Annotated in this window: 21 protein-coding genes; 11 read left to right on the plus strand and 10 right to left on the minus strand. The window is 61.3% G+C overall.

Translation table 11 applies throughout. The annotated features are described in order from the left end of the window. The first annotated feature begins 98 nt into the window (after positions 1-98). Positions 99-1541, plus strand: a complete 1443-nt coding sequence (zwf, locus tag N430_RS21610; RefSeq protein WP_110638876.1) for a glucose-6-phosphate dehydrogenase — start codon at positions 99-101, stop codon at positions 1539-1541. Positions 1542-1553: 12 nt separating this feature from the next. Here zwf and N430_RS21615 read toward each other — a convergent pair whose 3' ends face one another. Beyond that, a complete protein-coding gene (locus N430_RS21615; RefSeq protein WP_371922789.1) occupies positions 1554-3782 on the minus strand; it encodes a putative bifunctional diguanylate cyclase/phosphodiesterase in 2229 nt (742 codons plus the stop codon). Between the two features lie 368 nt (positions 3783-4150). Between N430_RS21615 and uvrD the strand changes: the two genes are divergently transcribed. The 3 genes from uvrD (at position 4151) to N430_RS21630 (ending at position 7828) form a co-directional block, all read left to right on the plus strand. Continuing rightward, the gene (gene uvrD / locus N430_RS21620) at positions 4151-6337 is read left to right on the plus strand and encodes a DNA helicase II (RefSeq protein ID WP_110638878.1); all 2187 of its coding nucleotides are present in this window, start codon (positions 4151-4153) and stop codon (positions 6335-6337) included. A 111-nt stretch (positions 6338-6448) separates the two neighbouring features. Then, positions 6449-7306, plus strand: a complete 858-nt coding sequence (locus N430_RS21625) for a Tim44 domain-containing protein (RefSeq protein ID WP_110638879.1) — start codon at positions 6449-6451, stop codon at positions 7304-7306. Between the two features lie 114 nt (positions 7307-7420). Next, positions 7421-7828, plus strand: coding sequence for an SMI1/KNR4 family protein (locus tag N430_RS21630; protein WP_103448421.1), 408 nt, complete (start codon positions 7421-7423; stop codon positions 7826-7828). Positions 7829-7958: 130 nt separating this feature from the next. Here the strand turns inward: N430_RS21630 and N430_RS21635 are convergent, their stop codons facing one another. Beyond that, positions 7959-9719, minus strand: coding sequence for a cation:proton antiporter (locus N430_RS21635; RefSeq protein ID WP_110638880.1), 1761 nt, complete (start codon positions 9717-9719; stop codon positions 7959-7961). A 333-nt stretch (positions 9720-10052) separates the two neighbouring features. Here N430_RS21635 and N430_RS21645 point away from each other — a divergent pair, with 333 nt between their 5' ends. Continuing rightward, the gene (locus N430_RS21645; RefSeq protein ID WP_110638882.1) at positions 10053-10538 is read left to right on the plus strand and encodes an acyl-CoA thioesterase; all 486 of its coding nucleotides are present in this window, start codon (positions 10053-10055) and stop codon (positions 10536-10538) included. Here N430_RS21645 and pdxY read toward each other — a convergent pair. Beyond that, positions 10535-11407, minus strand: a complete 873-nt coding sequence (gene pdxY / locus N430_RS21650) for a pyridoxal kinase PdxY (protein ID WP_110638883.1) — start codon at positions 11405-11407, stop codon at positions 10535-10537. The genes N430_RS21645 and pdxY overlap by 4 nt on opposite strands. 120 nt (positions 11408-11527) lie before the next feature. Between pdxY and N430_RS21655 the strand changes: the two genes are divergently transcribed. After that, on the plus strand, positions 11528-11920 hold the full coding sequence (locus tag N430_RS21655; RefSeq protein ID WP_110638884.1) for a DUF3301 domain-containing protein: 393 nt from the start codon (positions 11528-11530) through the stop codon (positions 11918-11920). Between the two features lie 110 nt (positions 11921-12030). On the opposite strand, the gene N430_RS21660 is transcribed toward N430_RS21655, so the two are convergent. From N430_RS21660 to zigA, 3 genes are read right to left on the minus strand one after another with little or no spacing between them, the layout of a single operon-like run. Beyond that, a complete protein-coding gene (locus N430_RS21660) occupies positions 12031-13002 on the minus strand; it encodes a GTP-binding protein (RefSeq protein ID WP_110638885.1) in 972 nt (323 codons plus the stop codon). A gap of 39 nt (positions 13003-13041) precedes the next feature. Beyond that, entirely contained in the window at positions 13042-13668 is a 627-nt protein-coding gene (locus N430_RS21665) for a DUF1826 domain-containing protein (RefSeq protein ID WP_110638886.1), read from the minus strand. Continuing rightward, positions 13665-14873 (minus strand): zinc metallochaperone GTPase ZigA, encoded by a 1209-nt coding sequence (gene zigA, locus N430_RS21670; protein ID WP_110638887.1) that lies wholly within the window; start codon positions 14871-14873, stop codon positions 13665-13667. Before zigA ends, N430_RS21665 begins: the two co-directional genes overlap by 4 nt. A 112-nt stretch (positions 14874-14985) precedes the next feature. On the opposite strand from zigA, the gene N430_RS21675 reads away from it, so the two are divergent. Both N430_RS21675 and folE2 read left to right on the plus strand, forming a co-directional pair. Then, the gene (locus N430_RS21675) at positions 14986-15366 is read left to right on the plus strand and encodes a glutamine synthetase (protein WP_110638888.1); all 381 of its coding nucleotides are present in this window, start codon (positions 14986-14988) and stop codon (positions 15364-15366) included. Between the two features lie 20 nt (positions 15367-15386). Continuing rightward, positions 15387-16274, plus strand: a complete 888-nt coding sequence (gene folE2 / locus N430_RS21680; protein ID WP_110638889.1) for a GTP cyclohydrolase FolE2 — start codon at positions 15387-15389, stop codon at positions 16272-16274. A gap of 3 nt (positions 16275-16277) precedes the next feature. Here the strand turns inward: folE2 and N430_RS21685 are convergent, their stop codons facing one another. Then, positions 16278-16805 carry a DUF3617 domain-containing protein gene (locus N430_RS21685; protein ID WP_060483822.1) on the minus strand — a complete coding sequence of 176 codons (528 nt, stop codon included), beginning with the start codon at positions 16803-16805 and terminating at the stop codon, positions 16278-16280. Between the two features lie 130 nt (positions 16806-16935). On the opposite strand from N430_RS21685, the gene cls reads away from it, so the two are divergent. Continuing rightward, positions 16936-18375, plus strand: coding sequence for a cardiolipin synthase (gene cls / locus N430_RS21690; RefSeq protein ID WP_110638890.1), 1440 nt, complete (start codon positions 16936-16938; stop codon positions 18373-18375). Positions 18376-18422: 47 nt separating this feature from the next. On the opposite strand, the gene cfaB is transcribed toward cls, so the two are convergent. After that, a complete protein-coding gene (gene cfaB, locus N430_RS21695; protein ID WP_110638891.1) occupies positions 18423-19607 on the minus strand; it encodes a C17 cyclopropane fatty acid synthase CfaB in 1185 nt (394 codons plus the stop codon). A gap of 208 nt (positions 19608-19815) precedes the next feature. Here cfaB and lpdA point away from each other — a divergent pair, with 208 nt between their 5' ends. Then, positions 19816-21216: a dihydrolipoyl dehydrogenase gene (lpdA, locus tag N430_RS21700; protein WP_110638892.1), complete on the plus strand. Its 1401-nt coding sequence runs from the start codon at positions 19816-19818 to the stop codon at positions 21214-21216. A 73-nt stretch (positions 21217-21289) separates the two neighbouring features. Then, positions 21290-22198 (plus strand): LysR family transcriptional regulator, encoded by a 909-nt coding sequence (locus N430_RS21705; protein WP_110638941.1) that lies wholly within the window; start codon positions 21290-21292, stop codon positions 22196-22198. On the opposite strand, the gene N430_RS21710 is transcribed toward N430_RS21705, so the two are convergent. Continuing rightward, a complete protein-coding gene (locus N430_RS21710; RefSeq protein ID WP_110638893.1) occupies positions 22184-22954 on the minus strand; it encodes a substrate-binding domain-containing protein in 771 nt (256 codons plus the stop codon). The two genes, N430_RS21705 and N430_RS21710, sit on opposite strands and share 15 nt — an antisense overlap. After that, complete coding sequence (locus N430_RS21715) at positions 22951-24249, minus strand: MFS transporter (RefSeq protein WP_110638894.1); 1299 nt, start codon at positions 24247-24249, stop codon at positions 22951-22953. The genes N430_RS21710 and N430_RS21715 overlap by 4 nt, the downstream gene beginning before the upstream one ends. Positions 24250-24425 lie beyond the last annotated feature (176 nt).

Genomic DNA, 24425 nt, shown 5'->3' on the forward strand with positions numbered 1-24425 from the left:
GGACTCGGTTATGATCGGCTGGCCGGGATGTAGCTTTCTTGTAGTTATACTACATGGACGCCAACCCGCCCAGTTAAACGAACGTGGAGAGTGGTGGTTTGACTATTCCTTGCGACATTCTGGTGTTCGGTGGCACCGGTGACCTGGCCCTGCACAAACTGCTGCCGGCGCTCTATCACCTGTATCGCGAGGCACGCCTGAACAACGCGGTGCGCATCATTGCCCTCGCCCGCCGCCACATAAGCCGTGACGAATACCTCAAGCTCGCTGAACGCCATTGCCGGGCGCAGATCGCCCGCCACGATTTCGAAGAGGATGTGTGGCAGCGTTTTTCCGCCCGCCTCGATTACTTCCCCATGGATGCCGCGCAAAGCGCCGATTTTGGCCGCCTGGCGCGCTACCTAGGCGAACCTGGAGGGCTGACCCGCATCTACTACCTGGCCACTGCGCCCAACCTCTTCGTCCCGATCGCCAATCATTTGCGGATTGCCGGGCTGGCCGACAGCGAAGCGCGCATCGTGCTGGAGAAGCCGATCGGCCACTCGCTGGCATCCGCTACCGCCATCAACGAAGCGATCGGCGCGGTGTTCGACGAATCGCAGGTGTTTCGCATCGACCACTACCTCGGCAAGGAAACCGTGCAGAACCTGATGGCCCTGCGCTTTGCCAATGCCCTGCTGGAACCGGTGTGGCGCAACGGCCAGGTCGACCATGTGCAGATCAGCGTCTGTGAAACCCTCGGCGTGGAAAACCGCGGCGCTTACTACGACCGCGCCGGGGCGACCCGCGACATGCTGCAGAATCACCTGTTGCAGCTGCTGTGCCTGGTGGCCATGGAGCCGCCCGCACAGTTCGAGGCCGAAGCCGTACGCGACGAGAAAGTGAAGATCCTGCGCGCCCTCAAGCCCATTACTGGCCAGGACGTGCAGGACAAGACCGTGCGCGGCCAGTACGGTGCTGGCCACATCGGCGGCCAGGAAGTGCCGGCCTACTACTTCGAGAAGGACGTCGACAACGACACCGACACCGAAACCTTTGTTGCCGTGCACGCCCACATCGACAACTGGCGCTGGGCCGGCGTGCCCTTCTACCTGCGGACCGGCAAGCGCATGGCGCGGCGCTCTTCGCAGATCGTCATCCAGTTCAAACCGGTGCCCCACGAGCTGTTCAGCGGTGGCCAGGTCAACCAGCTGCTGATCCAGTTGCAGCCAGAGGAACGCATCAGCCTGCGCATGATGACCAAGAGCCCCGGCAAGGGCATGCGCCTGGAGCCGGTCGACCTGGACCTGAACCTTGCTCAGGTATTCGGCCAGACCCGCCGTTGGGACGCCTACGAACGCCTGCTGCTGGACATCCTGGAAGGCGATTCGACCCTGTTCATGCGCCGCGACGAAGTGGAGGCCGCTTGGGCCTGGATCGACCCGATCATCAAGGGTTGGGAAGAGCACTTCCAGGCGCCCCGCCACTATGCCGCTGGCAATAACGGCCCGGAACAGGCCAACAGCCTGCTGGCCCGACATGGCAGGCACTGGCATAGCTGAATGAGGATGCGCTCAATGCGTCCACGGACGGGCGAGCATCTGCCTGAACTCAGACTCCGGGATCGGCCTGCTGATCAGGTAGCCCTGAGCCTCGTCACACGCCTGCTCACGCAAGAGCGCCAGTTGTTCCGCCGTTTCCACCCCTTCTGCCACCACCTTCAGGCCCAAGCTCCTGGCCATGGTGATGATCGCCCGGGTAATGGCCGCATCCTGGCTGCCCTCGTGCAGGCCACGGATGAATGCCTGGTCAATCTTCACGTAGTCCACCGGCAGGCGCTTGAGGTAGCTCAATGACGAATAGCCGGTGCCAAAATCGTCGATGGCCAGCTTCACCCCCAGCGCATGCAATTGCTCGAAGGTCGAGATGATGTGCTCGACACTTTCCAGCAGCTGGCTTTCGGTCAGTTCGAGCTCCAGCAGGTGCGGTGCCAACCCGGTTTCCTCGAGCACCTGACGCACCAGGCTGACCAGCTTGCCCTGACGCAACTGGTAGACCGACAGGTTGACCGAAACCCGCACCTCCAGCCCTTGCCGCAGCCATTCGCGCGCTTGCCTGCAGGCCTGGCGGAGCACGAATTCACCGATAGGAGCGATCAGCCCGGTTTCTTCTGCCAGGCCGATGAACTCCCCTGGCGGCACCATGCCCCACTCTGGATGCTGCCAGCGCACCAGTGCCTCGGCGGCATGCAGGTGCCCACTGAGCAGGCACAGTTTGGGCTGGTAATAGACCATCAGTTGCTCTTCTTCGATGGCCTTGCGCAACTGGTTCTCCAGCTGCAGGCGTTCGAGCGTGCTGGCGCGCAGGCTCTCGGTATAGAACTGGAAGTTGTCGCCGCCCAGATGCTTGGCGTGCTGCTTGGCCATGTCGGCCTGGCTGATCAGGGCATCGGCATCGAGCGTGGCATCGGACAGCACACTGATGCCCACCGAGGCGCTGACCACCACCTCATGCCCATCGAGCCGCTGCGGCTTGCGCAACTTGTTCAACAACCGGGTGGTGACTCGCACCAGGCTCGACAGGTTGCTGTAACCATCGAACAGCACGGCAAACTCGTCGCCGGCAAGCCGCGCCACCGTATCCGCCTCGGGAACGGTGCTGACAATGCGCCGGGCAATCTTGTGAATCAGCTGATCGGCCACTTCATGGCCCAGGCTTTCATTGAGCAGCTTGAAACGGTCCAAGTCGACATGCAGCAAGGCAAGGCTGCGCCCGTTGCTGCGTACGCGCTGCGCGGCTTCCTGCAGACGCAGCCGGAACAGTGTACGGTTGGCCAGCCCGCTCAGTTCGTCGTAGTGCGCCAGATAGCGCAGGCGCTCCTCGGATGCCCGCCGGGCCGACAGGTCGGTGAAGAAGCCGACTACCTGGCTCAAGTGGCCTTGAGGGTCGCGCACAGCCGTCAGCTGCAACCTTTGCGGGTGCAACTCGCCGTGCTTGCGGGCCTCTACCAGCTCACCCTGCCAGCCGCCTTGTTGCGCCAGCGCCGACTCGATGGCCAGGCTGTGCCGGCGCGCATCGCTGTGGCATGGCAGGTCGAACAGCTCGCGTGCCAGCAGCTCGGAGCGGTTGTAGCCGGTCATCTGGCAGTAAGCCTGGTTCACTGCCAGCACCACGAACTCGGCACTGAGAATTGCCACGCCTTCATTGCAGGCCTCGAACACCGTGGCAGCCAGGCGCTGCTGCTCTTCGAGCACCTTCTGCGCCGAAACCCGTTGCAGGTCCTGGTTCAACGCCTGATTCTGGAAACGCCGCAGCAGGCTGCGGTCGAGCAGCCGGTTGACCTGCCAGGCCACCACCAGCAGCGCCGCCAGCAGGATCAGGCCGAGCCAGCCCCAACCCCGCTGCTGCCCCGCTTCGAAGTGGAACAGGAACAGGATGGGTGGCAACAGGCAGGGCAAGGCAAAGCTCAGGAAAGCCGGCAGGCTGACTGCATAGGCAATGCTCGCGCTCAAGGTGGCCATCCCCAGCAGCCCGAACACCCAGGCCTGCTGCAGGAAATTGTCCTCCGGCACCAGCGCGATCGCGGCACAGGCCAAGGTCAAGCCGCTGAATGCCGAACCGAACAGGAACATGCGGCGCCAGCCGGGGTTGGCCTGACGTTGCGCCGTGGCTGCGTCGAACGCCGCCACCTGGATCACCCGAAGGGCCACCAGCGCGAGCACCCACACCAGCCACACGCCCACCAGCAGATAACGCCCAGGGCTCCACAACAGCCAGGCGCACAGCAGGCCGTTGAGCAGCATGAACAATGTGGGTAATAGTGAGCCTTGATACAGCAGTCGAGTTCGCTCGACGGAGAGCTGAGTGGCGAACTGCCTGCGCACGTTCCTTGTCATCTCCAGCGATACTCCGATCGCCGTGCAGTCCTGGGTCATAGCGCTGGTTCTTGTAGTGTTCTTGTTATGGTTGGCACTAAATGAGCTGCGATCTTACACAAACCGCAGACTTGGCCAAACTGCTGTGGAGCATCTTTCACCCCGTCATGCGGGTGCAGACATTTGGTATAGCTGAAATGTTGCGGCTACCAGAACCCGATGAGCGACCGCTCAAGAGGTGAATATTTATACAGTAGACGTTTGCCCGTTGACCGGCCTGCCCCTAGAATGGCCGGATGCACACAGATGACCTCTCCCTCCTGCTGAACTCCCTCAACGATGCCCAACGCCAGGCTGTCGCGGCCACGCTTGGGCGTCAGCTGGTGCTTGCTGGCGCCGGTTCCGGTAAAACCCGCGTGCTGGTGCACCGCATCGCCTGGCTGATCCAGGTCGAGCAGGCCTCGCCGCACTCGATCCTGTCGGTCACCTTCACCAACAAGGCTGCCGCCGAGATGCGCCAGCGGATCGAGCAGTTGCTGGGTATCAACCCGGCCGGCATGTGGGTGGGCACCTTCCACGGCCTGGCGCACCGCCTGCTGCGGGCGCACTGGCAGGAAGCACGCCTGGTGCAGAACTTCCAGATCCTCGACAGTGATGACCAGCAGCGGCTGATCAAGCGCGTCATGCGCGAACTCGGCCTGGACGAGCAGAAGTGGCCGGCGCGTCAGGCGCAGTGGTTCATCAACGGGCAAAAGGACGAGGGCCTGCGCCCGCAACATATCCAGGCCAGCGGTGACCTGTTCCTGCAGACCATGCGTGATGTCTACAGCGCCTATGAACAGGCCTGCGAGCGTGCCGGGGTCATCGACTTCTCCGAACTGCTGCTGCGCGCCCTCGACCTGTGGCGCGACCACCCTGGCCTGCTGGAACACTACCAGCGGCGCTTCCGCCACCTGCTGGTGGACGAATTCCAGGACACCAACGCCGTACAGTACGCCTGGTTGCGCCTGCTGGCCGGCAAGAACGGTGGCAGCCTGATGGCGGTGGGTGACGACGACCAGTCGATCTATGGCTGGCGCGGCGCCAAGATCGAGAACATTCACCAGTACACCGCCGACTTCCCTGACGCCGAGATGATCCGCCTGGAGCAGAACTACCGCTCCACCGGTGGCATCCTCAAGGCTGCGAACGCGCTGATCGCCAACAACAGCGGGCGCCTGGGCAAGGAACTGTGGACCGACATGGGCGAAGGCGAGCCGCTGACGCTGTACGCCGCCTACAACGAACACGATGAAGCGCGCTATGTGGTCGAGACCATCGAAAGCCTGATCAAGCAAGGCAACGCGCGCAGCGAGATCGCCATCCTGTATCGCTCCAACGCCCAGTCGCGGGTGCTGGAAGAAGCCCTGCTGCGCGAACGCATCCCGTACCGTATCTACGGTGGCCAGCGCTTCTTCGAACGCGCCGAAATCAAGAATGCCATGGCCTACCTGCGGCTGATCGAAGGCCGCGGCAACGATGCGGCACTGGAACGGGTGATCAACGTGCCACCCCGTGGTATCGGCGAGAAGACCGTCGAAGCCATTCGCGAGCATGCCCGCCACAGCCAGCTGTCGATGTGGGAAGCCATGTGCCAGCTGCTGGCCGCCAAGGCGCTGAAAGGTCGCGCGGCCTCTGCCTTGGGCGCCTTCATCGAGTTGATCGAGGGCCTGGCCAGCAAGGTCGCGGACATGCCGTTGCACACCATGACCCAAACCGCCATCGAGCAGTCCGGCCTGATCATCTATCACCAGGAAGAAAAGGGTGAAAAGGGCCAGGCACGGGTAGAGAACCTTGAGGAACTGGTCAGCGCCGCACGCAACTTCGAAACCAGCGAAGACGACGCCGACCTGTCGCCGCTGTCGGCCTTCCTTGGCCATGCCTCGCTGGAGGCTGGCGATGCCCAGGCGGACGAGCACGAAGACAGCATCCAGCTGATGACCTTGCACAGCGCAAAAGGCCTGGAATTCCCCTACGTGTTCCTGGTGGGCATGGAAGAAGGCCTGTTCCCGCACAAGATGAGCCTGGAAGAACCTGGCCGTCTGGAAGAAGAACGCCGCCTGGCCTACGTGGGCATTACCCGTGCCATGCGCCAGCTGATCATGACCTATGCCGAGACTCGCCGCCTTTATGGCAGCGAGACCTACAACAAGGTGTCTCGATTCGTACGCGAGATTCCGAGTGGCCTGGTTCAGGAAGTACGCCTTTCCAACAGTGTCAGCCGACCGTTCGGCGGTTCGACGAGCACGAGCAGCAACCTGTTTGCCAATGCCAATATTCCACAGACCGCTTTCAACCTTGGCCAGCGCGTGCAACACGCCGTGTTTGGCGAAGGGGTGATCCTCAACTTCGAGGGCTCCGGTGCCCAGGCGCGGGTGCAGGTGAACTTTGCCGAAGGCAGCAAATGGCTCATGCTGGGGTACGCCAAGCTCGAGGCCATCTAAAAGCCTCGAAACATTCCAGGCAAAAGCTGGAAACATCTTGTCGCTGGTCATGTGCACAGGAACCTGTGCACCATGGCGCGCGTGCAATCCACAACAGGGGAAATCCCATTTATGCAACGTTTTCTTAGCATCGCACTGGCGCTCTGCGTCGGCCTGACGCTGAGCCTGGACGCCAACGCCAAGCGTTTCGGCGGCGGCAAGAGCTCGGGCGCCGCGCCTATCCACCAGACCCGCCAGGCTACGCCAACCACGCCTGCTGCCGCGCCGACCGCTCCTGGCCGCGCCCCGGCCGCCGCCAGCGGTGCTTCGCGCTGGCTGGGCCCACTGGCCGGCCTCGCCGCCGGTGGCCTGCTGGCGTCCATGTTCATGGGTGACGGCTTCCAGGGCATGCAGATCATGGACTTCCTGATCATGGGCCTGATCGCCTTCCTGGTGTTCCGCTTCATTGCCGCACGCCGTCGCCAGCAGCAGCCGCAAATGGCCGCTCCAGGCCACGCACCGTTCCAGCGTGAAGCCCACGGCCAGCAGCCTGCCCAACCGTCGATCTTCGGTGGTTCGGCTGCCCCTGCCGCCGCAGCCGCTCCGGTGATCAACGCCCCGGCCTGGTTCAACGAGCAGAGCTTCCTGGCCGCAGCCCGCAGCCACTTCCAGTCGCTGCAGCAGCACTGGGATGCCAACGAAATGGACAAGATCGCCGAGTTCGTCACCCCGCAGATGCTCGAGTTCCTCAAGCGCGAGCGTGCCGACCTGGGTGATGGCTTCCAGTCCACCTACATCGATGACCTCGATGTGCAACTGGACGGTGTCGACGATCGCGCCGACCGCACCGACGCCACCCTGACCTTCCGTGGCGTGTCGAAGACCTCGCGCTTCGACCAGGGTGAGGCCTTCAGCGAAAGCTGGCACATGGTTCGCGCCCAGGGCGAGAACCAGCCTTGGCTGGTCGCCGGTATCCGTCAAAACGGTTAACCGTCGCACGTTGCACAAAAAACCCCGGGCCTGTCCCGGGGTTTTTGCTTTTGCCAGAGCAGGCTACTAGGGTATAACGCGCAGCGTTGTCATCAAGGTCAGAGGATGTAAGCCGTGGAAGAAGTGATCGAACAACTCCGTGAAGCCAATGAACCCGTGCCGGTGCCCTTGGAGCTTCCCGACGAGGACCAGCTGGTAGAGATCGAGGAAGAGCTGTTCATCAACATTCCGTTCGTGTTCAAAGAGTTTCTGCTGACCGTCAGCGATGTGGTGTACGGTTCGCTGGAGCCGGTAACCGTTACTGATCCCCAGTCGCACACCTACCTGCCCGATGTCGCGGCCAATGCCTGGGATGCCGGCGTGCCACGCGACCTGATTCCACTGTGCCAAGACGGCGACGACTACTACTGCGTCGAAGAAGACGGCACCGTGGTGCTGTGGGTTGCAGAAGAAGAAGCTACTGCCGAGGACAATTGGGAATCGGTGTGGCACTGGGCGCGAGACGTGTGGCTGGAAAGCTGACACACAGGAAAAACAATGGCTTAGTGCCATCAATGTAGTTAAAATCGCCAGGCTTTCTGCGCCTGGCGACATCGCTACCGCTCCATCCCCTCGGACGACGGTGAAATCTTGCGCAGAGGGCAATGCTCTCTCAGTGCGAATGATCGCGACTGTTCTCCAGCGTCTCCAGCAAGGCGATCTGCATCCGCGAATGCACGCGGATGAACCAGCGCCACAGCAACGCCACCACCGCCGCCGCTACCACCGCGATCACCAGCAGCAGCTCGCTGGTCGGCAGGATGCTCGCCGACAACGCCGACAGCAGCAGGAAGATCACCAGCAGCGACAGCAGCGGAATCACCTCGGCAACCACGCGACGCACGCGCTGGGTATGGCGCCCGGCCATTTCCGGTTTCACCCCCATCTCCGCCAGCAACATCGACAGTGCCTTGAGCTTGCGATAAGCGGCAATCAGGAACGGCAGCGACAACAGCAACGCCGCGCCCCAGATCAGCGCTTTCTGCTGGCTGACATCCGTCACCCACTCATTGAGCCAATCGCCGATGCGCCCGGCGAAATAACCGCCGCTGAAGAAAATCGCGATCACCAGTGCCAGGTTGACGCCCACCTGCAGCAGGATGCGCCGGATCATCGCCGCCAGCATGGCGCTCTCGCCCTGCGGCTGGATGTTGCGCAACCACTCCCCATAAAGCGACAGCACCCGCGCCAGCCGACGGGGTACGACGTTGCCAAGCTTCCGCGACAGAGGGTCGGCAGCGCGGATCAGGTATGGCGTGAGCAAGGTAGTAATGGCTGAGACCGCCACAGCCACCGGGTAGAGGAAGTCGCTGGTGACCTGCAATGTCATCCCCAGTGCGGCGATGATGAAGGAGAATTCGCCAATCTGCGAAAGCCCCATGCCAACCCGCAGCGAGGTACGCCCGTCGTTACCGGCGATGAATGCGCCCATACCGCACGACAACATCTTGCCCAGCACCACCGCCAGGGTGATGACCACGATTGGCCATGCGTAATCGACCAGCACCTGTGGGTCGATCATCAGGCCGATGGCGACGAAGAAGATCGCGCTGAACAGGTCGCGCACCGGCTCGATCAGGCGTTCGATCTTCAGCAACTGGCGCGACTCGGCCATGATCGCACCGATCAGGAAGGCCCCCAGCACCATGCTGTATTCCAGCTTGACCACCAACAGGCAGAAACCGAAGCACAGTCCCAGGACCGTAATCAGCAGCATCTCGTTGCTTTCGAATTTAGCCACGTAGGCCAGCAGCCGCGGCACCAGCAGGATGCCGATGACCAGCGCGACGATCATGAACAACGACAACTTGCCGACCGTCGAGAAAACCTCGCCGGAGCTGACCGTGCCACTGACGGCAATGCCGGACAGCAAGGCGATGATGCCGATACCAAGAATGTCCTCGACGATCAGCACGCCAAAGATCAGCTGAGCGAAACGCTCGTTCTTCATCTTCAGGTCATTCAGCGCCTTGACGATGATGGTGGTCGAGGAAATCGCCAGGATCGCGCCGAGGAACAGCGAATCCATGGTGCTCCAGCCGAACCAGCGGCCGATCTCGAAGCCGATCCAGATCATCAGGATGATTTCCAGGAACGCCGCGATGAATGCCGTGGCGCCAACCTTGAACAGCTTGCGCAAGCTGAACTCCAGGCCCAGGCAGAACATCAGGAAAATGACCCCCAGCTCGGCCAGGGTCTTGATCGTGTCTTCATCGTGGATGAGGCCGAACGGTGGCGTATGCGGGCCGATGATGAAGCCGGCGACGATGTAGCCCAGTACCACGGGCTGCTTGAGGCGATGAAAGAGGATCGTCACCACACCGGCGACCAGCATGATCACTGCCAGGTCCTGGATGAAGCTGATGGCATGCATGGCGCGATACTCCTTTTCGACTTTGCTGGATGCCCGGGCAGACCGCTCCTCTGCCAAGGCAAAGCTGAGCGAGCAGCAAGTACATACTGTATTGAATGCAGAAACGCCCACGTTGCATGGGCGTACTCAGGTTAACATCGCACCCCGCCGCAAAAAGCCGGTGCAATATGCAGAAACAGATCGGCTGATCAGCCGTCTCTGATGACGTAATTGGCGTGACGACGGAACGTCCGGCAACGTCCCGTAATGCAGGAAGGCAAACCTTCAAGAGGGGAAACAGAAGTGTCAGCAGATACCCGCCCCGATTCAGCGCAATCTCACCGTGAGCACACTATGGAACCTGGAAACGCCGAGCTGAGCATGACCGTCCTGATGACACCGGACATGGCCAACTTTTCTGGCAACGTACACGGCGGCACCCTGCTCAAGTACCTCGACGAAGTGGCTTATGCCTGTGCCAGCCGCTATGCCGGTAGCTATGTGGTGACCTTGTCGGTCGACCAGGTGATCTTCCGCGAGCCGGTTCACGTCGGCGAGCTGGTAACGTTCCTTGCCTCGGTCAACTACACCGGCAACACCTCGATGGAAGTAGGTATCAAGGTGGTCACCGAGAACATCCGCGAGCGCTCGGTACGCCATTCCAACAGCTGCTTCTTCACCATGGTCGCAGTCGATGACAACCGCCGCCCGGTGCCGGTGCCGCCTCGCCAGCCGCAATCCAGCGAAGAGAAGCGCCGCTTCCTGCAGGGCCAGCAGCGCCGCCAGATCCGCCAGGAACTGGAAAAGCGCTACCAGGACCTTAAAACCGACGCGATCTAGTAAGCCAGGCGCTGCGCTTCGAAGCGCACGCGCGGGTGGGCGATGCGATCCTGGGCCCGCACCAGCTGCAGTTCGTAGCTGGCGCAGGCCTGGGTTTCCAGCAGCACCTCATGCACGGCCGCCGCCGTGAATTCAAAGGCCTGCAGCCAGCTGTCGCCCAGCAGCACCCGGGCCAGGAACATCCCTGACGTCAGGTCACCTACTCCAACCGGTTGCCGCGGGAAGGCCAACAGGGGGCGACGCAAGTGCCAGCTCTCTTCGCGGGTCACCAGCAACATCTCGAACATATCCTCAGCACGACCCGGATACGACAGGTGCTTGACCAGCACCACTTGCGGGCCGCGCTCGAGCAGGCTGCGCGCCATGCTGACGCAGTCCTCGAGCGATTGCGCACGGCGGCCGCAGAAGCTGTCCAGTTCCAGCTGATTAGGGCACAGGATATCCGCCTTGGTCGCGGCTTCATCGAGCAGGAATTCGCTGACCTCCTGCGGCACGATACAGCCCTTCTCCGCATGGCCCATGACCGGGTCACACAGATAGAGCGCTTTCGGGTTCACCGCCTTGATGCGTTCGACGCCAGCCAGAATCGCCCGGCCCTGCTCGGCGCTGCCCAGGTAGCCCGATAGCACGGCGTCGCAGTGGCCCAGTTCGCCAATGTTGGAAATACCTTCCACCAACGCAGGAATTTGCGCTGGAGCGAGCACTTCGCCCGCCCACTGGCCATACTGAGTGTGATTGGAAAACTGTACGGTATTGAGGGGCCAGACGTTGACCCCGATACGCTGCATGGGAAACACCGCAGCGCTGTTGCCGGCGTGGCCGAACACCACGTGGGACTGTATGGCGAGCAGATGCGGGGTACGTTTCATGCGGGAAGATTCCAAAGCTGTTTCAAGGATTGTGCAGCGCGCAGTATGGACTCGATTGCCACCTGTACGACAGGCCAGGGACGCAGTTAAGCTGGTTCGACCTGTTTGGAGCATACGTAAATGTTGACCCTGGAGAATCTCTTCGTCCTGATGTTGTTGGCCACGGCAGGCGCTTGGTTATGGCACAACCATGGGCTGCGCGAGAAGGCCCTGGAGCGGGTCAAACAGCATTGCGCAAAGCTCGACCTGGAGCTGCTGGATGACGCCGTTGCGCTCAAGCGCATCGCGTTCATCCGCGATGCCAATGGCAAGAAGCGCCTGGCCCGGGTCTATGCCTTCGAGTTCACCGTGACCGGCGAACAACGCCACCCTGGTACCGCGACCCAGTTCGGCGCCCACAGTGTGCAGATCGAACTGGCACCCTACCCGTTCGAGATCAAGACGCCGCCACGGGCTGACAATGTGATCGAGATGCAGCAGTGGCGCCAGGAGCACAACCGCTGGCGCAACTGAAGTTGGGGCCGCCTTGCGGCCCTTCGCGGGCACGCCCGCTCCCACATGAGCAGTGCAATACCTGTGGGAGCGGGCATGCCCGCGAAGGGCTGCAAAGCAGCCCAAATCAGTTATCCGATCAGGCAACGGGTGAGCGCATGCGCCAACACTGATTGAGATTGCACTTGATCAAATATCAGCTCGATACGCGAGTCCTTGCGCCATTCGCTTGGCTGCCACTGCGGCAAGTCACCTTCCAGCCCATTGAATGACTGCCATCCATCGACACTGTGGATAACTCCCTTGGCGCGCCGCCATGGCCAGGCCGCGAGAAACGCCTGCAAGCGCTGTGGATCAAATCGCTGACTGGGGTGCCAGCGCCAGCCGATGCTCCAACCCCCCTCTCCCTCCTGGGCAGAACAAATTGGCAAAGCAGGATCTATCCACAGGGCTGAAGAGGCTGTGGACAGACTTGCTTCAGGCAAATTATTCACAGAATTGTCACTAAACTGACTTGTGGATGAAACGGGCAGCATTTTGAGTTCGACCAAGCCCTGCCAGGTCCAAATCTTGTGGATATTTAAAAATTCTTTATTTATCAACAGCTTAAAATCTTCATCCACAGCGTCTGTCTTGTTCAGTACAACCAGCGCTGCTGCCTGCAAGGCCTGTTGCTGAGCCTCTGGTAGCGGCTCACCTCGGGCCAGTGCATGAGCATCCAGCACCATCACCAACGGCTGCACCGCCAGCACTCCTACCCAGGGTGCCTGCTGCAACTGATCAAGCAATTGCACAGGATGACCAAGCCCGGAAGGCTCGATGAACAACCGGTCGGGCCGTGCCTTGCGCAGTAGGCGACCGAGCCCGACCTGGAACGGTGTGCCGTTCACGCAGCACAGGCAGCCACCGGCCACTTCGCCGATGGCAATACCGTCCTCGTCACGGCTGAGCAAGGCCGCATCGAGCCCGACCTGGCCAAACTCGTTGACCAGCACGGTCCAGCGTTCGTTTGCCGGGCGCTGGGCCATCAACTGGCGGATCAGGCTGGTCTTGCCGGCCCCCAAGGGGCCGGCAATGACGTGGGTGGGGATGTTCTGCAGCATGCCAGGGCTTCTATGGGGAATTCACCCCACTATGCCCCGTCACGCCAGCCAGTCAAGGCTGAGCAACAGCCGCCGCTGCTCACTGGCGGGCGAGCGGTGGATAAGTCCCGCGCCTTCATTGCCCAACCATTTTTCCCCTTTGAGGACAGCCACCTCGCCCGCCTGCAAGGTGCGAATGTTATCCACAGGTGCCGGCGACAAGTGCAGGCCAATCCGCTCTACTGCGCCTTCTTCCAGCCATTCGCTACCAGGGCCGACATAGGTGGTCAGCAAGCGCAAGGGCACGTTATCCACATGGAAGCGCGGGCACATTGCACCTTGCAGCACTCGCAGCCTCAGCCCTACCCGCCGTGCACCGAGCAGGCAGGTGTAGGCTGATACCAGCCACTTCACGTCGGCAACAAACCCCTCGTAACCATGCAAGTCGGCAGCCTCCTGCAACAAGCCAGGCAATAACGGCGGCTCGTGCTCGTTCACATCGAGCACACGCTGGTCAGCCAGGGACTGGCCGAGGCTGACCGCCAAGGCGGCAAAGTCTTCCACCTGCGCGGGCAAGCGGCGCTGCCAGACAGCCAGGTTCACGCCATCCTGGAAGATCTCGGTAAGCACCTTTGGCGCTTCACCAAAGGCCTGGCGAATATCCACAGGGCGCAATGCCGGGTTCATGCTGCTTCCTCGGCATGCCAGGGGCCGAACGGATCCGGCAAGCGAAGCCAGGCCATCGGCCCCAAATCCATTTCCTCATCGGTCAGCAGGCAAGCATTCAGCTCTGTGGATAACCTGGCGAAGTCGATGTTCTGCCCGATGAATACCAACTCCTGGCGGCAGTCACCGGTTTCAGCCTGCCAATGCTTGAGAATGTCCGCTGTGCTCTGCTCATCCTGTGGCCAATGCTCGCGCGGCACAAAACGCCACCAGCGCCCGGCCAGGCCGTGACGCATCATGCCTCCGGCCTGCGACCAGCTGCCGGCTTCCTGGAATTTGCTGGCCAGCCAGAAAAAGCCCTTGGAACGCAGCAACCGACCGTTGCTCCAGCTGTTGTGGATAAAGTCGAAGAAGCGTTGCGGGTGCAGTGGCCGGCGGGCTTCCCAGGTGGTCGCCGCGATGCCGTACTCCTCGGTTTCCGGAATGTGCGCGCCGCGCAACTCCTGCAGCCAGCCGGGTGCCTGCGCGGCCTGGTCGAAGTCGAACAGCCCAGTGTCAAGAATACGCGCCAGCGGCACCTGGCCCATGACCATCGGCACGATCTGCGCACGGGCATTGAGGCTGCGCAAAATGGCGGTGAGTTCTTCGCGCTCGTGCTGGCTGATCAAGTCGATCTTGCTGAGCAACAGCACATCGGCGAACTCGACCTGTTCGATCAACAGGTCGCTGATGGAACGTTCATCGTCTTCACCCAGCGTCTCGCCACGGCTGGCCAGGCTGTCGGCTTGCTGATAATCGCGCAGGAAGTTCAGGCCATCGACCACGGTGACCATGGTGTCCAGGCGCGCCATGTCGGACAGGCTACGGCCTTGCTCATCGCGGAAGGTGAACGTCTCGGCGACCGGCAGCGGCTCCGAGATACCGGTGGACTCGATCAGCAGATAGTCAAAACGGCCTTCCTCGGCCAACCGCGCGACTTCCTCCAACAGGTCTTCACGCAGGGTGCAGCAGATGCAGCCGTTGCTCATCTCAACCAGTTTTTCTTCAGCACGGTTGAGGCTGACGTTGCGCTGCACCTCGCTGGCGTCGATGTTGATTTCACTCATGTCGTTGACGATCACCGCGACCCGAAGGTTGTCGCGGTTGCGCAGTACATGGTTGAGCAAGGTGCTCTTGCCGGCGCCGAGAAAGCCGGAAAGCACGGTGACAGGAAGGCGATTGGACATGGTGAAACCTCTTCAGGCGGACGCACTCGAAACGATGCATTGCATAATGTTATAAAGTAACAATACAATTTCGCCAAGCCGTACTCGTCGGAAGCGTACTTCGGAGATGCAAATGCGCTTGTCACCTGCAGCCCTGTTGCTGCTGTTACTCACACCGCTACCAGCGCTGGCGTTGGCGCAGAGCAATTCGCTGCCGCTGTGTACCCGTAGCGCAACGCTGCTCGCCTGCCAGGACGGCAACGGCAATTACTACAGCGTGCGCACCGAAGGCAGCCATTTCTACTTACGCGGCTTCGACACGCAGACGCGCCGGCTTTGGTCGCAGACCAACAGCCGCTACGGCACGCTGACGTTCTTCACCGGGCTGGCCAGCGATGGTGAAGCCTGGTTCGGCTACAGCCGGCGTGTTGGATGGACGACGTTGAATCGCGTGTCCAGTTCCAGTGGCCAACGTTTCAACGTGCATTGCAGCCTGGTTGGCGGCTGTCGCTGACCCTTTTGCCTGGTACTCCCATGACTAGCCTCACGCTTCCTGACATTGCCACACAGTCCCAAGCGCACGCTGTCCCGCTTGATTGGGTCGGCATGTGTGGTATCGCCTTACCCATCCAGTTCGACGGCCGTCAGGTGTCGGCCATGGCTGATGCAGGTGTCAGCCTGGTCGATGGCACTTCGCGGGGCATTCACATGTCTCGCCTCTATCTAGCACTGGCATCGCTTGAACAGCAGCCACTGACGCCCTTGGCCATTCGCCGTCTTCTGGCAGACTTTCTCGCCAGTCATGACGGGCTTTCCAACGCGGCTTATCTCAACCTGGCTTTCGAGCACCTGCTGAAACGACCCGCGTTGGTCAGCCCACTCGCAGGTTGGAAGCGCTACCCGATCACCCTGGAAGCGAAGATAGAAAATGAAATGTTCCACGTGGAACTATCAGTTCGTGTGCCTTACTCCTCAACCTGCCCCTGTTCGGCAGCGCTGGCAAGGCAACTGATTCAACAGCAGTTCGAGGCTGATTTTTCTGGGCAGCACCTGGAGCGCTCTGCAGTACTGGAATGGTTGGGCAGCAGCCAGGGCATCGTTGCAACGCCGCATAGTCAGCGCAGCCACGCGCTGATCAGCGTGCGACTGCAAGACAACCTGGCGTCGTTACCCATAACCGAATTGATCGACCAGATTGAGGCCAGCCTGGGTACGGCTGTTCAGACCGCCGTAAAGCGTGCAGACGAACAGGCGTTCGCCTTGGCCAATGGGCAGAACCTGATGTTCTGTGAGGACGCCGCGCGGCGACTGCATCAGTCGCTGCGGCAGTTGCAGTGGGCGACCGCTTTCAAGCTGCGCGTGGAACATGCAGAGAGCCTGCATGCCCACGATGCGGTAGCCAGCAACCAATGGCAGTGGTGAAACTCAGGTACGCGGTTTGACTGTTCCACAGTCGTTGCCGAGCCATACGGCCCGGGTGTTCATGCTGCCCTGCTGCTGAACGCCCGAAGCATTGAAGGTGCCGTTGACCTGCGTGGTGAATTCCTTGTCGCTGAGGAACGTCGCCTGACCAGTCCCCTGGGCTTTCGGGCAGCTGAACTGAAACTTCCAGACGTTGCCTGTGCGGTCGGTGATTTTCTGCGTGCAGCCAGACTTCGGATCCTGCAACGGAATATCGTTGGTCTGCACCTGTTCAGGCGTCAGGCACGAACGCACGCCATTGCCGCCAATCGTGACGCCCTGCTTGGCCAGTACCCCTTCCATCATGGCCCGCTGTTCCGGAGGCAGGTTCTTCAACTGCCCGAGCATGAACTGCATATCGGGTAACGGCTTGCCATCGACCTGCATGTTGCTGGTAGTCAGCTCCCACAAACCAGGCTGCAACATCTGCGCATGCACCAGGGGGCTGCTCAGGCCCAGGGCCAGAGCCAACAGTGGCAGACGAATCTTCATGTACGAACGCTCCTCGAAAAACCGGCCAACGGGCCGGGCTCAGCCTTAGACGCCAAATCCGCTTTCAGGTTGCAAGCCGGACGTGGAACGTGTTCTGTTATCCGCTGTGTATTCGGCAAGCAGGATGCGTATGGATTACCACAGCCCCTACTTTTTCGGCTACGTGCTCGGCCTGATTCATTTGCTCGGCATGATCGCCGCGTTGCATGCAGTGTTCACCGTGCGTACCGCCCAAGGCGCAATCGCCTGGGCCATGTCGCTGTTCTTCATTCCTTACTTCACGCTGATTCCCTACCTGATCTTTGGTGCGCGATCCTTCTACGCCTACATCCAGGCCCGGCGCCAGGCCAACCAGGAAATGCACGTGGCGATGGCCAACCTCAACTGGCGACCGTGGGTTGAAGAAGCCCTCACCGCCAGAGAGTCGGAAAGCTACGCGGCCTTGCGTGCCATGCCGAAACTCGGGCGAATGCCTTGCCTGGCCAATAACCAAGTGAAGCTGCTGATCAATGGCAAAGCCACTTTTGATGCCATCTTCGCTGCCATCGAGCAGGCACGCGAAGCGGTACTCGTGCAGTTCTTCATCATCCACGACGACGCTCTTGGCAAAGATCTGCAGCAGTTGTTACTGCGCAAGGCGGCCGAAGGCGTGAAGGTATTCGTGCTGTATGACCGTGTCGGCAGCCATGCCCTACCCGCCAGCTACAGCCAGGTACTGCGTGATGGCGGTGTACAGATCCATGCCTTCGCGACCCGCCGCGGATGGTTCAACCGCTTCCAGATCAACTTCCGCAACCACCGCAAGATCGTGGTGGTCGATGGCCTGCTGGGCTTCATCGGTGGGCATAACGTAGGGGACGAGTACCTCGGCAAGAACCCTCATCTATCACCTTGGCGCGATACCCATGTGCAGATCAGCGGCCCTGTGCTGGCCTGCCTGCAAGAGTCGTTTGCCGAGGATTGGTACTGGGCCACGCGCCAGCTACCACCCTTGATCCTGCCGGATACCTACCCCGACAACGGCGTGCTATGCCAAGCCCTGGCCAGTGGCCCGGCAGACCCACAGGAAACCTGTTCGCTGTTCTTCATCGAAGCCATCCATTCGGCGATCAAACGGGTATGGATCACCAGCCCCTACTTCATTCCGGACGAAGCCGTGTTCGCCGCGTTGCGCCTGGCAGTGCTGCGAGGGGTGGATGTGCGCGTGCTGATTCCGTCTCGGCCCGATCACAAGATCGTCTATGCAGCCTCCAGCTTGTTCGCATTTGAAGCGGTACGCGCAGGGGTGAGGATGTTCCGTTATCAGCCTGGCTTCCTGCACCAGAAGGTGGTGCTGGTGGATGACGAGGTCAGCGCGATCGGCAGCGCCAACCTGGACAACCGCTCGTTCCGGCTCAACTTCGAGATCACCTTGCTGACGGTGGACCGCCCGTTTGCCGACCAGGTGGAGGCGATGTTGCTGGAAGACTTCGAACAGGCACGCGAAATCACCGCGGAGGACAGCCGCGATACCCATCGTGTCCAGCAGCTGGGAATGCGCATTGCGCGATTGATTTCACCCATCCTCTGAATGAAGAAAGGGCCGCTTATGCGGCCCTTTCTTCATCCGGTGCATGATCAGCGATACAGGTCTTCCCGCGTCCAAGGCAGATCATGGTGCCCATCGGCATACGGCTTCACAGCCAGAATCTGATGCAGGTTGATCCAGCCCTTCTGGAATGCGTAGGCACAACCGGCGAGGTACAGGCGCCAGATGCGCAAGGTCTTCTCCGGCACCAGCGCCGCTGCTTTGTGCAGCTGGTTCTCCAGGTTCTCGCTCCAGTGATGAAGGGTCTTGGCGTAGTGCAGGCGCAGGCTCTCGACGTCCACCACCTCCAGCCCGGCTTCACAGATGCTGGCAGTGATCATCGACAAGTGCGGCAGCTCACCATTGGGGAATACGTAACGGTCGATGAAGTCACCAGCCCCTCGCCCGACCGGTCGCCCATCAATGTGCTTGGCAGTGATGCCATGGTTCATCACCACGCCACCCTCCCTGACCGCACCGAACAGTTTCTGGCAATACATCGCCAGGTTGGCATGCCCGACGTGCTCGAACATGCCAACGCTGACGACCTTGTCGAAGCGGCCATCCTGAGGCAAGTCACGGTAGTCGAGAATCTGCAGGTCGACCTTGTCGGCCAGGCCCTCTGCCTTTACCCGCGCGCGCCCAAGCTTGAGCTGCTCTTTGCTCAGGGTGATACCGAATACCTTGGCGCCATATTCACGCGCGGCGAAACGCGACAGCCCTCCCCAGCCACAGCCCACATCGAGCAGGTAATCACCGGCATCCAGGCGCAGCTTGCGGCACAGGTGGTCGAACTTGTCCTGCTGGGCTTGATCCAGGGTGTTGTCCGGCTCACGGAAATAGGCGCAGGAATAGGCCATGTCCTGGTCGAGCCAGAGTTGATAGAAGGCATTGGAGACATCGTAGTGGTAGGAAATAGACTTGGCGTCTGTGCGCTTGTCGTGGGAGAAGCGCTCTGGAGGGGTGTCATCGTCGTCGAGCAGCAGTGCTTCGCTGAGTTCGTCGCAGACGCGAATGGCTTCACCGATATCACCTTCCAGCTCCAGCTTGCCCTCCACGAACGCAGTACCCAGCTGGTCCAGGCTTGGATGGGTCAGCTGGCTGATTAGCTGTGGCTCCTTGACCAGGATGGTGACCTGAGGACTTGGGCCCAGATCGAACTGGTTGCCGTCCCACAGTTTCAGCCGCAGCGGCAGATGCAGGCTCTGCAGTGCCGGTGGAAGTTGAGCAAGCATGAACACTCCTCCTTTCCCTAAAAGGCCACGACGCCTGATATTTCGAACGTCGCCGGATCAGAGTAGTTCATTCGTAGGAGCTTTCCTCTAAACAAGACCAAGGTCTAGAACCAACTGATCTGATGAAGGCAACAGATTGTATACAATCTGCGCTTCTCAGCTTAACCTTATGCCCCTCTCGCGCTTCCTCATCTGGAGTACAAAACCCATGAAATCCTATGACGTGGTGATCATCGGCGGCGGCCCTGGCGGCTACAACGCAGCGATCCGCGCTGGCCAACTGGGCCTCAGCGTCGCCTGCGTGGAAGGCCGCTCGACCCTCGGTGGCACCTGCCTGAACGTCGGTTGCATGCCATCCAAAGCGTTGCTGCACGCCTCCGAGCTTTACGAAGCGGCCAGCGGCGACGAGTTCGCCCACCTCGGCATCGAAGTGAAGCCGACTCTCAACCTCGCCCAGATGATGAAACAGAAGGACGAGAGCGTGACCGGCCTGACCAAGGGCATCGAGTACCTGTTCCGCAAGAACAAGGTCGACTGGGTCAAAGGCTGGGGCCGCCTGGATGGCGTAGGCAAGGTCATCGTCAAGGCAGAAGATGGCAGCGAGACCGCACTGCAGGCCAAGGACATCGTTATTGCCACCGGCTCCGAGCCCACTCCCCTGCCCGGCGTGACCATCGACAACCAGCGCATCATCGACTCCACCGGTGCCCTGGCCCTGCCGCAGGTCCCCAAGCACCTGGTGGTGATCGGCGCCGGCGTCATCGGCCTGGAGCTGGGTTCGGTATGGCGCCGCTTGGGTGCACAGGTCACCGTCATCGAGTACCTCGACCGCATCTGCCCGGGCACTGATGAAGAAACCGCCAAGACCCTGCAGAAAGCCCTGGCCAAGCAAGGCATGGCCTTCAAGCTCGGCAGCAAAGTTACCCAGGCGAAGACTGAAGCCGACGGTGTCAGCCTGACCCTGGAGCCGGCTGCTGGTGGTGCCGCTGAAACCCTGCAGGCCGACTATGTACTGGTCGCAATCGGCCGTCGTCCTTATACCAAGGGCCTGAACCTTGAGAGCGTAGGGCTGGAAACCGACAAGCGCGGCATGCTGAGCAACGAGCACCACCGCACCTCGGTTCCGGGCGTGTGGGTGATCGGCGACGTCACCTCCGGCCCGATGCTGGCGCACAAGGCTGAAGACGAAGCGGTCGCCTGCATCGAGCGCATCGCCGGCAAGCCCCATGAAGTGAACTACAACCTGATCCCGGGCGTGATCTACACCCGTCCGGAACTGGCCACCGTCGGCAAGACCGAAGAGCAACTGAAGGCCGAAGGCCGCGCCTACAAGGTCGGCAAGTTCCCCTTCACCGCCAACAGCCGCGCCAAGATCAACCACGAGACCGAAGGCTTCGCCAAGGTCATCGCCGATGCCAACACTGATGAGGTACTCGGTGTGCACCTGGTTGGCCCGAGCGTCAGCGAGATGATTGGCGAGTTCTGCGTGGCCATGGAGTTCGCCGCTTCGGCTGAAGACATCGCCCTGATCTGCCACCCGCACCCGACCCGCTCCGAAGCCCTGCGCCAGGCCGCGATGAACGTGCACGGCATGGCCATGCAGATCTGACCCAGCTGGCTCCGCCGGTTTTTTCGAAATACCATTGATGCACGCTTTCGATCAAACCAGCGGGGCCCACCGGTTGAGCATCAACTTCGATCTGAATGACCTGCAAGCTTTCCGCGCTGTCGTTGAGCAAGGCAGCTTCCGCCGCGCCGCCGATACCATTCGCATCACCCAGTCGGCGCTGAGCCGGCGCATCGAGAAACTCGAGTCGGCACTGGGCGTGAAGCTGCTTGAACGCACCACGCGCAAGGTGTCGCTGACCAATGTCGGGCGCGCTTTCCTGCCTCAGGTCGAACGCCTGCTGGACGACCTGGACCTGGCGCTGCTCAGCGTCGGTGATGGTGGCTCGCTGCGCACCGGCACCCTGACCATCGCCTGCGTGCCGTCAGCGGCCTACTACTTCATGCCCCACGCGATCCGCGCCTTCCATTCGCAGTATCCGAAAGTTCGGATCAACCTGTACGACGCCTCCGCCAATGAAGTCAGCGCCGCCGTGGCCTCCGGTGAAGCAGACTTCGGCCTGAGCTTCACGGGCAACCTCGCCCCGGAGATCGAGTTCAGCGTTCTGCTCGAGGAGCGCTATGTCATCGCCTGCCGCCAGGATCATCCGCTGGCCAAGCTGGACAAGGTGACCTGGGCACAAGCCTACGAGCATGACTACATCACCCTGGGCAAATCTTCAGGTAACCGCCTGGTACTGGATCGGGCGTTGGCCGGGATGCAAATCAGCAAAGAGAGTGTGTGTGAAGCCAGGCACGTGACCACCTTGCTCGGCCTGATCGAAGCGGGCCTGGGTATCGCGGCGGTGCCATCGATCGCGCTGCCGATGACCCCGCATCCGATCCTTGCCAGCATTGCACTGGTCGAGCCGGAGGTCAGCCGCAAGATGGGCCTGCTCACGCGCCGCGGCCGCACGCTGACGCCTGCGGCACTTGAGATGGTCAGGTTGATCCGCGAACTGCCAGGCGTATTACCGGGCGACTGAATCCAGCCCGGTAGCGCGCACGGCAGGCTGCACGTCGGGCGACGCGAGGTAGTTCAGCAGCTGCTTCGCCTCGGCCGGGTGCTCGGCGGTTTTCGGGATGCCAGCGGCAAAGCGGGTCACCGACTGCAGGCTTTCCGGAATCTTGCCAACGTAAGTGACACCCGGCACTGGCAGCAGCTCGGCAACCTGCTGGAAGCCAAGCTGATAGGTGCCCTTGGCCACCTGCGAGGCCACCGGAATGCGCTCCACCATGGTGCTCTTGCCGACCAGCTGGTCCTGGATACCCAGCTTCTTGTAAAGCTCCTTCTCGATATACACGCCGCTGGCGCTGTCCGAGTAGGCCACCGACTGAGCCGCCAGCAAGGTCTGCTTCAATTCGTCAGCCGTGCCGATGGCAGGCTTGGCCTGCCCTTCCCTGACCACCAGGCCAATGCGCGAGTCCGCCAGCTCCACCCGCGACGCCGGGTCGACCTTGCCCTGACGAATCAGCTCGTCCAGTGCATAGCCGACCATGATCACCACATCGGCGTGCTCGCCACGCGCGAGACGATTGGGGATCGCCTCGGGGGCCTTGCCCATGGACGGGCCCAGCACGGTGACCAGGGTATCGCCGCTCTGCGCCGCATACTGCGGCCCCAGCTGCTTGTAGGCGGCGGTGAAGCCGCCCGAGGTCATCACGGTCAGTTCGGCAGCCTGGGCAAGGCTGCAACCAGCGAGCAAAGTAGCGGCCAGCAACGCTTTCAACGAAGCCCTCATGCGGCCACCGCTGCGCGGTTGGCCAGGCGACGGTAGAGCATCCAGGTAGCGACGAATGCACAGAGCGCAGCGAACATCATCCAGTAGGCCGGTGCGGCCCTGTCGTTGGTGACGTGGATCATCCAGGTCGAGATCGCCGGGGTGAAGCCACCGAACAGTGCAGTCGCCAGGCTATAGGCCAGCGAGAAACCTGCCACCCGCACTTCCACCGGCATGATTTCGGTCAGCGCCGGGATCATTGCACCGTTGTACATGCCGTACAGGAACGAGAACCACAGCAGCACTTCGAGCATATGGCCAAAGGTCGGCGACTGCGCAAGATAAGTCAGCGCCGGGTAGGCGGTGATCACGGTCATCAGCGACATGGCCAGCAGCAGCGGCTTGCGCCCGACGCGGTCGCTGAGTGTGCCGCCGATGGGCAGCCAGATGAAGTTGGACACTGCCGTCAGCAAGGTCACCAGCAACGCATCGCCGGTGCTCAGTTGCAGCACGGTCTTGCCGAAGGTCGGCGCGTACACGGTGATCATGTAGAAGGCCGTGGTGGTCATGGCCACCATCAGCATGCCGAACAGCACCACACCAGAGTTGGCAGCCAGCGTCGCCAGTACCTGCTTCATGGTAGGACGATGCTCGCGGGCGGCGAACTCCTCGGTTTCCTGCAGGTTGCGACGCAGCAGGAAGATCACCGGGATGATCATGCAACCCACACCGAACGGCACACGCCAGCCCCACTGGGCTATCTCGGCGGCAGACAGCCATTCGTTGAGGGCAAAGCCCAGCGCCGCGGCGACGACGATCGCCACCTGCTGGCTGGCGGACTGCCAGCTGGCGTAGAAGCCCTTGTGCCCAGGCGTGGCCATTTCGGCCAGGTACACCGAAACACCGCCCAGTTCAGCACCCGCCGAGAACCCTTGCAGCAAGCGCCCGATCAGCACCAGCGCCGGGGCCAATAGCCCGATGCTGGCGTAGCCGGGCACCAGCACGATCAGCAAGGTCCCACTGGCCATGATCGCCAGGGTGACGATCAGCCCTTTGCGTCGGCCTACGTCATCAATGTACGCCCCAAGAATCACCGCACCCAGCGGGCGCATGAGGAAGCCTGCGCCGAACACAGCGAAGGTCATCATCAAAGAGGCGAATTCATTGGACGCGGGGAAGAAGGCCCCGGCGATGTGCGTGGCGTAGAAGCCGAACAGGAAGAAGTCGAACTGTTCGAGGAAGTTTCCGGACGTTACCCGGAAGACCATACCGGCCTTGGACTTGCCCTCGGGCACCGAGCGTGACGGCAGACTCATGGTGGATCTCCAGCGTTTCTTAATAATTGTAAGTGCTTATTTCCGGAATGATCGTCGAAAGCGGCGCTGGAGATAATCGTTCATTTTTCATTAATTGATGCGCGGATGACATCAATGAGACGCGTGGGCCCTTGAAGATACCGCCTCGATCCTCACCTCGCGTGGCTTGCTTCGCG

This window comes from Pseudomonas sp. CC120222-01a (assembly GCF_003097235.1).
In the GTDB taxonomy this organism is placed as follows: domain Bacteria; phylum Pseudomonadota; class Gammaproteobacteria; order Pseudomonadales; family Pseudomonadaceae; genus Aquipseudomonas.

Coding starts and splice junctions, on each gene's coding strand:
- N430_RS21625 (WP_110638879.1), top strand. CDS start 6,449: ATGCAACGTTTTCTTAGCATCGCACTGGCGCTCTGCGTCGGCCTGACG.
- N430_RS21665 (WP_110638886.1), bottom strand. CDS start 13,668: ATGAACCCGGCATTGCGCCCTGTGGATATTCGCCAGGCCTTTGGTGAA.
- N430_RS21655 (WP_110638884.1), top strand. CDS start 11,528: ATGTTGACCCTGGAGAATCTCTTCGTCCTGATGTTGTTGGCCACGGCA.
- folE2 (WP_110638889.1), top strand. CDS start 15,387: ATGACTAGCCTCACGCTTCCTGACATTGCCACACAGTCCCAAGCGCAC.
- zigA (WP_110638887.1), bottom strand. CDS start 14,873: ATGTCCAATCGCCTTCCTGTCACCGTGCTTTCCGGCTTTCTCGGCGCC.
- N430_RS21710 (WP_110638893.1), bottom strand. CDS start 22,954: ATGAGGGCTTCGTTGAAAGCGTTGCTGGCCGCTACTTTGCTCGCTGGT.
- N430_RS21635 (WP_110638880.1), bottom strand. CDS start 9,719: ATGCATGCCATCAGCTTCATCCAGGACCTGGCAGTGATCATGCTGGTC.
- cfaB (WP_110638891.1), bottom strand. CDS start 19,607: ATGCTTGCTCAACTTCCACCGGCACTGCAGAGCCTGCATCTGCCGCTG.
- uvrD (WP_110638878.1), top strand. CDS start 4,151: ATGCACACAGATGACCTCTCCCTCCTGCTGAACTCCCTCAACGATGCC.
- cls (WP_110638890.1), top strand. CDS start 16,936: ATGGATTACCACAGCCCCTACTTTTTCGGCTACGTGCTCGGCCTGATT.
- N430_RS21645 (WP_110638882.1), top strand. CDS start 10,053: ATGGAACCTGGAAACGCCGAGCTGAGCATGACCGTCCTGATGACACCG.
- lpdA (WP_110638892.1), top strand. CDS start 19,816: ATGAAATCCTATGACGTGGTGATCATCGGCGGCGGCCCTGGCGGCTAC.
- N430_RS21715 (WP_110638894.1), bottom strand. CDS start 24,249: ATGAGTCTGCCGTCACGCTCGGTGCCCGAGGGCAAGTCCAAGGCCGGT.
- N430_RS21685 (WP_060483822.1), bottom strand. CDS start 16,805: ATGAAGATTCGTCTGCCACTGTTGGCTCTGGCCCTGGGCCTGAGCAGC.
- N430_RS21615 (WP_371922789.1), bottom strand. CDS start 3,782: ATGCTGCTCAACGGCCTGCTGTGCGCCTGGCTGTTGTGGAGCCCTGGG.
- N430_RS21675 (WP_110638888.1), top strand. CDS start 14,986: ATGCGCTTGTCACCTGCAGCCCTGTTGCTGCTGTTACTCACACCGCTA.
- N430_RS21660 (WP_110638885.1), bottom strand. CDS start 13,002: ATGCTGCAGAACATCCCCACCCACGTCATTGCCGGCCCCTTGGGGGCC.
- pdxY (WP_110638883.1), bottom strand. CDS start 11,407: ATGAAACGTACCCCGCATCTGCTCGCCATACAGTCCCACGTGGTGTTC.